At 65.3% G+C, this 8,112-nt stretch carries 6 protein-coding genes; all 6 read right to left on the bottom strand.

What is annotated here, in order from left to right; all coding sequences use genetic code 11:
* Positions 1 to 46 precede the first annotated feature (46 nt).
* The 6 genes from EBBID32_RS14605 to EBBID32_RS14580 all read right to left on the bottom strand — a co-directional run bounded on the left by EBBID32_RS14605 (position 47) and on the right by EBBID32_RS14580 (position 8,091).
* Positions 47 to 1,201, bottom strand: a complete 1,155-nt coding sequence (locus tag EBBID32_RS14605) for a deoxyguanosinetriphosphate triphosphohydrolase (RefSeq protein WP_006959583.1) — start codon at positions 1,199 to 1,201, stop codon at positions 47 to 49.
* A gap of 11 nt (positions 1,202 to 1,212) precedes the next feature.
* Entirely contained in the window at positions 1,213 to 3,021 is a 1,809-nt protein-coding gene (locus tag EBBID32_RS14600; RefSeq protein WP_081628101.1) for an SPOR domain-containing protein, read from the bottom strand.
* Between the two features lie 348 nt (positions 3,022 to 3,369).
* Positions 3,370 to 4,791 (bottom strand): cell division protein FtsZ, encoded by a 1,422-nt coding sequence (ftsZ, locus tag EBBID32_RS14595; RefSeq protein WP_006959578.1) that lies wholly within the window; start codon positions 4,789 to 4,791, stop codon positions 3,370 to 3,372.
* A 108-nt stretch (positions 4,792 to 4,899) separates the two neighbouring features.
* Positions 4,900 to 6,186, bottom strand: coding sequence for a cell division protein FtsA (gene ftsA, locus EBBID32_RS14590; RefSeq protein ID WP_006959574.1), 1,287 nt, complete (start codon positions 6,184 to 6,186; stop codon positions 4,900 to 4,902).
* A gap of 5 nt (positions 6,187 to 6,191) precedes the next feature.
* Positions 6,192 to 7,136, bottom strand: a complete 945-nt coding sequence (locus tag EBBID32_RS14585) for a cell division protein FtsQ/DivIB (protein WP_006959572.1) — start codon at positions 7,134 to 7,136, stop codon at positions 6,192 to 6,194.
* Positions 7,129 to 8,091, bottom strand: coding sequence for a D-alanine--D-alanine ligase (locus EBBID32_RS14580; protein WP_006959570.1), 963 nt, complete (start codon positions 8,089 to 8,091; stop codon positions 7,129 to 7,131). Before EBBID32_RS14580 ends, EBBID32_RS14585 begins: the two co-directional genes overlap by 8 nt.
* Positions 8,092 to 8,112 lie beyond the last annotated feature (21 nt).

The following is an 8,112-nucleotide window of genomic DNA, read 5'->3' as shown; positions in this document are numbered from 1 at the left end:
ACCATTCGCTTCGCGAACGGCCCCCCTCCCCTTGCAGGGGAGGATTTCAAATGCCCGTTGCGCCAAAAATCTCCGCATGGCGTTTTTCGGCGTAGCGGTCGGTCATGCCGGCGATGAAATCGGCGATATGGCGGCTGCGGTCGGGTTCGCCCACCACGCATTCGTCGCGCCATTCATCGGGCATCAGCGCGGGGTCAGCCTGATAGGCGGCGAACAGGTCGGTGACGATCACCCGCGCCCGATCGGCGGCGGCCAGTTGTTCGGGATGATGATAGAGGCTGGCATACATGAAGCGCTTGAGATCGCGCTCCTCCGCCGCGAGGTCCGGTGAGAAGGCGACCAGCGTGCGGCCCAGCGCGCGCACATCCTCCACCGTCTTAACCCCCGACGCCGCGATATTGGCGCGGGTCGCGGCGATCAGATCATTGGCCATCACGCCAATCTGTTCGCGCACCAGTTCGCGCAGCAGCCGGTCCTGCGCGACATCGGGATAGCGGGTCCGCACCCGCTCCCAGCAGCGCGCCACCAGCGGCACCTCCAGCAACTGCTCCAATGTCAGCAGCCCGGCGCGCAGGCCATCGTCAATGTCATGATTGTCATAGGCGATATCGTCCGAAATCGCCGCCAGCTGCGCCTCCAGCGAGGCATGGCTGGTCAGGTCGAGCGGGAAGGCCACATCCATTTCGCGCATCGCCCAGCCGGGGTTGGTGATCGGCCCATTATGCTTGGCCAGCCCCTCCAGCATTTCCCAGCTGAGGTTCAGTCCCGCAAAGCGCGGATAGGGGCTTTCCAGCAGCATCAGCGTGCGCAGCGTATGGGCGTTGTGATCAAAGCCGCCATGCGCCTCCATCGCTGCCTCCAGCGCGTCCTCCCCGGCATGGCCGAAGGGCGGATGGCCGATGTCATGGGCCAGACACAGCGCCTCGGTCAGATCTTCGTTCAGTCCCAGCGTGCGCGCGGTGGTGCGACCGATCTGTGCGACTTCCAGACTATGGGTCAGGCGGACGCGGAAATGATCGCCATCGGGCGATACGAACACCTGTGTCTTGTGGCGCAGGCGGCGGAACGCGATCGAGTGGATGATGCGATCGCGGTCGCGCTGGAACGTGTCGCGCGGACCGCGCACCTCGCCGCCCGGTTCGGGATGCAGGCGGCCACGGCTGGCGGCGGGATGGCAGGCATAGGAAGCAAGGATCGTCATGGGACGTCCCTCTACTCGCCGCCCAGCCTTTCGACCACCTCTCCCGCATCACTTTGCCAGGCGAAAACGTCCGCTCCCTCACCCTTCAGCTTCGTTTCAAGCGTCTTGGCGCGGGTGAAGCTGGCGAAAGGACCGACGACCAGCCGATTGGTCCGGCCCCAGCTGGCGACCCAGGCGCTTTGCGGGGCGAGTTCATCATATTTCTTGCGCAGTGCCTTCAGCGTAAAGCCCAGCGCATTCCTGTTCGCGCCTGTCGCGATCTGGAGCCAGTTGCGCGCGGGATTGTCGGCCAGGCGCTTCTTTTCCTCGGCCTCCTTTTTCGCCTTGGCGTCGGCTTCCGCCTTGGCCTTGGCAGCGGCTGCCTTCTTCACCTTGTCGGCAGCGGCCAGACGCTCGGCCCGGCGCGCGGCCTGGATTTTCTCGATCTCGGCCAGATCGACCGCCGCGACAGCCGACTGGCGCTCGGCCTCCGGCACGTCGATCGCGCGGATGATGTCGGCCAGCGTGCGGGTCGCCTGCGGATCGGGTTGCGGCGGCGGGGCGGCAGAGGTGGGAGTGGGTTGCACGACCGGCGACGGTGGAGCCACGGACGGCGTCGACGTCGGCACCGATGCCTGGGCCAGCGTGATGGCATTAAGCTGGGTTGCGGGCGCAGCCTGGCTGGCGGCAGGGGCAGCCGTCCGATCCGTATCGACCGATTCAAAGCCGGGCGCGGGCGGCCCCTGCACCTGCGGGGAAGCGGCAGCGGCTTGTTGCGGCGGAGCGGACTGGGCGGGTGAAGGCGCGGCGGGCACTGGCTGGACCATCTGCACCTGCGCCGGTGGCAGTGGCTGGACCGGTTGCGGCGCAGGCCGCTGGGGTGCGGGCGTCGGTGTGGGCGTGGGCGTGGGGGCAGGTGCCACTGCCGGACGAGCCGCCGCCGGGCGCACCGTTTCGGCACGCGCCAGCCGGGTCGCTTCGCGGCGCTGACGCTTCTCTTCGGCACGGCGCGCGCGGCGATCCTGCGCGGGACTGGTCGGTGCGGCCGCCACTATGACTGGCGGTGCCTTGGTTTCAACCGGCTGGCTGTAGCCGGGTGCCGGTGGAGTCGGCACGATCGCAGCGATAGTCGTGCCGATCTGGGTCGGGAAATGGCCGAAATGGATCGCGGCGGCCTTTTGCGCCGGGGTCAGATAGGGCATTTTGCGCATATAGGGCATGATCGCCGCAGCGAGTTGGGGCGGCATCGTCTGCTCGGCAATTTTCTGCGCTTCAGCCTGCCGGTTGTTCATCGCCAAAATGAACGCGCGAGAGCGCCAGGCCGCACGGTCACTTTTGTAGAATAGCGGCTGCATCACCTTGTCGGAAGCCTCGACCTGGCCCGCTATCCCCAATGACGCGGCGTAGCGACGAATCAACTCCAAATCATTAGGCGTGCGTTGCAGCGCCGCCTGATAATCACGCTGCGCCCCGGCCTGATCTCCGGTCATGTCGCGCGCCAGCCCGCGATCGGCCAGGATCGTAGCGTCGGGATAGCCCAGCCGCGCCGCCTGATCGAACAGGCGCAGCGCTTCGCCGGGATTTTGCAGCTTGAGCATGACCCGTGCAACGCCGGCCTTGATCCGGCCATTGCCGCTGGAAATGGCATCTGCGCGGGCGAAGAAACCGGCCGCCGCGCGCGGATCGTCCAGCGCCAGCGCCGCCTCCCCCGCCCCGATCAGCGCCGCCACGTCGCGCGGATTGGCCGACAGGCGGGCGAGATAAGTGTTGAGGTCGGCCGCATCTGGCGGGCGCACCAGTTGTGATTGATCGACTTGCGCCTGCGCCACGCCCGGAAGCATCAGCGCGGCAAATATCCAGGGAAGAGAGCGTTTCACATCCGTGCCTTAGCGTCAAAACCGATCAAGACTGCACACCCTGGGTCCTCCTCCCCTGCAAGGGGAGCTGTCGTTGCGTAGCGATGACGGAGGGGAGTCGCCCCATCGATAGTTCGACATCCCTCCGTCTGGCCTGCGGCCATCCACCTCCCCTTAAAGAGGAGGATCAATTACCGTGTAAAGCAGGTCGATTAGGAGTCTAGCCGATGCCGTCCTGAATGGAAAATGACCTTCACGAAAAAGCGCGCCCGGTTGCCTCGTGGGACCGACGGCGCGCTTTTGGCGGGGCACAAGCCCCTGTAAGCGGATCGCTTACTGATTATTCTGGCGATTGAGGAAGCGCGGAATATCCAGACCCGGCGCACCATCATCGGCGGATGGCGACTTTTCCGTGCCACGGGTCAGGCCCGCCATCCGCTCGAATAGGGTGCCGCCCGATGCGACACGCGGCGCGGGTTCGGCAGGCGCTGCCGGGGCAGCGCTTTCTGCGCCCAGCACGAGTTCGTCCTCGGCCGGATCTTCATCCGAAAAGACAGCCGCCGGACGCGGCGGGGCGAAGGGTGCGGGCGCTGCGGCTTCCACAGGAGCGGGCGCGGGCGCTTCAGGCACGTCCAGTTCCAGCGTTTCGGGTTCCGGCACGGGCGCAGGGGCCGCCTGTGGCGCGGGCGCGGGCGCGGCGGCCTTGGGCGTTGCCGACTGCGGCACCGACACGGCAGGGCGGCTGGCAAAGCTGAACGGCTGGGTCAGCGGCGCGGCATGGTTGCCGACATCATTGTCGATGCCGGTGGCCACCACGGACACGCGGATCTTGCCGTTCAGATTGTCGTTGAACGCGCTGCCCCAGATGATGTTCGCGTCCGGGTCCACCAGTTCGCGGATATGGTTGGCTGCTTCGTCGACTTCCATCAGGCGCATATCCTCGCCACCGACGATCGAAACGATGACACCCTTCGCGCCGCGCATCGACACGCCGTCGAGCAGCGGGTTGGCGATCGCCTTTTCGGCGGCCTGGAGCGCACGGCCGTCGCCTTCGGCTTCGCCGGTGCCCATCATCGCCTTGCCCATTTCGCCCATTACCGAACGGACGTCGGCAAAGTCGAGGTTGATGAGGCCGGGCATGACCATCAGATCGGTGATGCCGCGCACGCCCTGTTGCAGCACTTCGTCCGCCATCTGGAACGCTTCCTTGAAGGTCGTGTTCGGGTTGGCGATCAGGAAGAGATTCTGGTTGGGAATGACGATCAGCGTATCGACATGCTTTTGCAGTTCGTCGATGCCGCTTTCCGCCGATTTCATGCGACGATTGCCCTCGAAGGTGAAGGGCTTGGTCACGACGCCGACGGTCAGGATGCCACGTTCCCGCGCCGCCTTGGCGATGACAGGCGCAGCCCCGGTGCCGGTGCCGCCGCCCATGCCGGCCGCGATGAAGCACATATGCGCGCCTTCCAGCGCGGCTTCGACCATGGCGATGGTTTCTTCCGCCGCCGCCTTGCCGATTTCAGGGCGCGATCCGGCGCCCAGACCCTCGGTGATTTGCGGGCCAAGCTGGATGCGGCGTTCGGCGGGCGAGGCGTTCAATGCCTGCGCATCCGTATTCGCGACGATGAAGTCCACGCCCTCGACATGGGCTGCAATCATGTTTGCGATGGCATTGCCGCCCGCGCCGCCGACACCGATCACCGCGATGCGCGGCTTCAGTTCATCCACATGCGGAGGGCTGATCTCAATGCTCATATATTCTGCTCCCTCAGCTTCCTCGTCAGGAAGCGACAACCAACACCAAATGTTAACACCAGAAACTGGAGTATTTCACCAGCTATTTTCGTCTTACTGTAATTTCGTTCAATAGTTGGTCTTTATCGCCCGCATCATCCGTTGCCACCATTGCGGCGCGCCCAAACGATGCACCGTCTGCGGCGCGGACGCCATCGTGCGGAGATCAACCGGGTTGGAAGCGCCATAAAGCGCCAATCCAGCCAATGTCGCAAAGGCCGGGCCACTATGCGCTTCGGGCATGGCGGACAAGCCCCTTGGCCGCCCGATCCGCACCGCGCGGCCCAGGGCGCCCTGCGCATAATCGGCAATGCCCTTCATTTCCGCGCCGCCACCGGTCAGCACCACCTGCCGCCCGGTCGGCGAATTGAAGCCCATGCCCGCCAGCGCGGCGTTCACTTCGGACATTAGCTGATTGAGCCGCTCGCAAATCACGCCGACCAGCGCCGCGCGGGTGATCTTGCCGCCTTCGGCATTGGGACCGGCGCTCTGCCCCGGCACTGCGACATCGCCATGGGGCGTCGCAATCTCGATCATCTCACGGAAGTCGCGGCGGTTCTGCATTGCGGAGCCATAGAAACATTTGATCCGCTCCGCCTGACTGCGGCGGATGCCAAAGGCCGACGCGATATCGTCGGTAATATCGGACGCGCCGATCGGAATGGAGTGCAGCCCCACCAGCATCCCGCCCGCATAAAGCGACACATTGGTCACCCCCGCCCCCAATTCGACCAGCGCCACGCCCAGATCGCGTTCTTCCTCCGACAGGCAGGCCAGCCCCGTCGCGATCGGCGAAGCGACGATCGAGTTGACGTTCAGATAAGCGCCCCGCACGCACAGGTCGAGATTGGCGAGCGGCGCGCCGTCGGCCAGCACGACATGGATATCCACGCCCAGCAGGTCCGCATGCATCCCCGCCGGTTTCTTGACCGGCACCTTGCCATTGATCGTGAAGCAGGTCGGCTGCGCGTGCAGCACGACGCGGCCATCGGGGTCGATCCCCTGCTGGCCGGTCGTCAACAGGTCGTCAATATCCGCCTGCTCGATCCGATATCCGCCCATGTCGCGCTCGACCGTGACGACATCGCTGACCAGGCTGCCACCCGAAAAGCTGACCCAGACATCCTCGATATTGGTGCCCGCAACCCGCTCGGCCTGTTCGATGGTTTCGCGCACCGCCAGTTCGGTGCGCTCCATGTCGGCGATGAAGCCGCGCCGCACGCCCCGGCTTTCACGCTGGCCGGTACCCAAAATCGCCAGCTCACCCGTGTCGGTCCGCCCCGCAATCAGCGCGGAAACCTTCCACGATCCGATGTCGATCGCGGTGATGAGCTTTTCGACCTTGGGCTGCGCCATGGGTTTTAGCCTTCCTCGCCCAGCGCAACCGCGCTGGCGGTATCGGCCGCAGCGTCCACCGGCTTCTCCTCGACCTTGCCCTGCGGCAGGCGCAGGACGAAGCGGTCGGGATCGCGCATGTCGAACTTCACGATGCCCCGACCGAGCAGCCGGTTGACCCCGTCCATCCGCGCAAAATTAACCAGAGCGGCGGCGGAAATCTTGTCCCCTTCGGGCAGCGAGAGCGTCTCGCCCGACTGGAAACGCAGATCCCAGCGGCGATTGCCGACCCAGGTGGCACCCGCCAGCATCGGCTTCAGCGCCGGGGCATTTTCCATCAGCCGATTAAGGCCCGCCGTCTGGCGATTGGCGTTGGGACCAACTACCAGCGGCAGATCCGGCATGGCGCTGGCCGACACAGGTTGCAGCACCACGCCCGCCACGTCGATCAGGTGCAGTTGCCCGCTATGCTGCCACACCGCGACCGGATCACGTTCGACGATATCGACCACCAGCGTATCGGGCAGGCGGCGCGAAATGCGCGCATCCTTGACCCAGCCCAGTTTCAGCATATCGGCGCGGACCTTGGGCAGGTCCAGCGAGAGCATCGAGCGATCCACCTGCCCCAGCGCGATATTATAGACCGGTAACTCGTCCATCCGCTCGACGCCGCGGACCTCGACCTTGTCGACCTCGAAACCCGCGCGCGCGGCGATCAATGCCGCCTGTTGCCGCGCCATGCCGGGCAAGCCGAAAAAGATAGCGAAGCCGATCAGGATCGCGCCGAAAATGCCCACGATCGCCCAACTGGCCAGCCGTTGCAGCGTCGCTTCGCTGATCGGCAGCGCCTCGATCAGCCGGTCGAGCGACGACTGGCGCTTGAGCGTGCGGCCGCGCGTGCCTTTGGTGGCTCTGCCCTTCGCGCTGCTCAGCCGCGCGGTGCCGCCGCGCCTGATCCGTGCCTCAGCCATATTCTGCTCCCGCCCTGTCTGGCAATGGGGCGCCCGCCAGCGCATCCTCAACAATAGTCTCCACCAGCGTGGCATAGTCAATGCCCAGCTTCGCCGCCTGCTCGGGAACCAGGCTCAAGGGGGTCATGCCCGGCTGGGTATTGACCTCCAGCAGGAACAACCCCTCGACGCCCTGATTGTCGTCCCAGCGGAAATCGGAGCGCGAGGCGCCCTTGCACCCCAGCAACTGATGCGCCCGCAGCGCCAGCGCCTTGCACGCCTGCGTGATCTCGTCGGGAATCTCGGCCGGGCAGACATGCTCGGTCATGCCGTCCGTATATTTGGCGTCGAAATCATAAAAGCCGCTCTTGGGCCGCAATTCGGTGACCAGCAAAGCCTCGTCGCCCAACACGGCAGTGGTCAGCTCACGCCCGCGAATATAGGGTTCGGCCAGCAATTCGGGGAAATCCTGCCACGGCCCCACGCTGTCGCGGGCGATCGGATTGCCATAATTGCCCTCCGCCGTGACGATCGCTACGCCGACCGAGCTACCTTCATTGACTGGCTTCAGCACATAGGGACGCGGCAGCGGGTCGCCCGCAAACAGTGTCTCGCTTTGCACGATATGCCCGCCGGGCATGGGGATGCCATGCGGCACCAGCGCCTGCTTGGTCAGCTGCTTGTCGATCGCGATGACCGATGTGGCAAGGCCGCTATGGGTGTAGGTCAGCCCCATCAGGTCCATCATACCCTGCACCGTGCCATCCTCGCCCGGCACGCCGTGGAGCGCATTGAACACGACATCGGCCTTCGCTTCGGCCAGCCGCGCCGCGACATCGCGGTCCATATCGATCCGCGTGACCCGATGCCCACGCGATTCCAGCGCCTTGGCAACGCCCTCCCCGCTCATGAGGGAAACAGGCCGCTCCGCCGACCAGCCGCCCATCAGGACAGCGACATGCCAGGGACCACGCATTAAAATCCTCCCCTGCAAGGG

This window comes from Sphingobium indicum BiD32, assembly GCF_000382885.1.
Lineage (GTDB): Bacteria > Pseudomonadota > Alphaproteobacteria > Sphingomonadales > Sphingomonadaceae > Sphingobium > Sphingobium japonicum_C.
The sequence above is the reverse complement of the archived record's forward strand: the minus strand, read 5'-3'. Positions and strand labels throughout refer to the sequence as shown.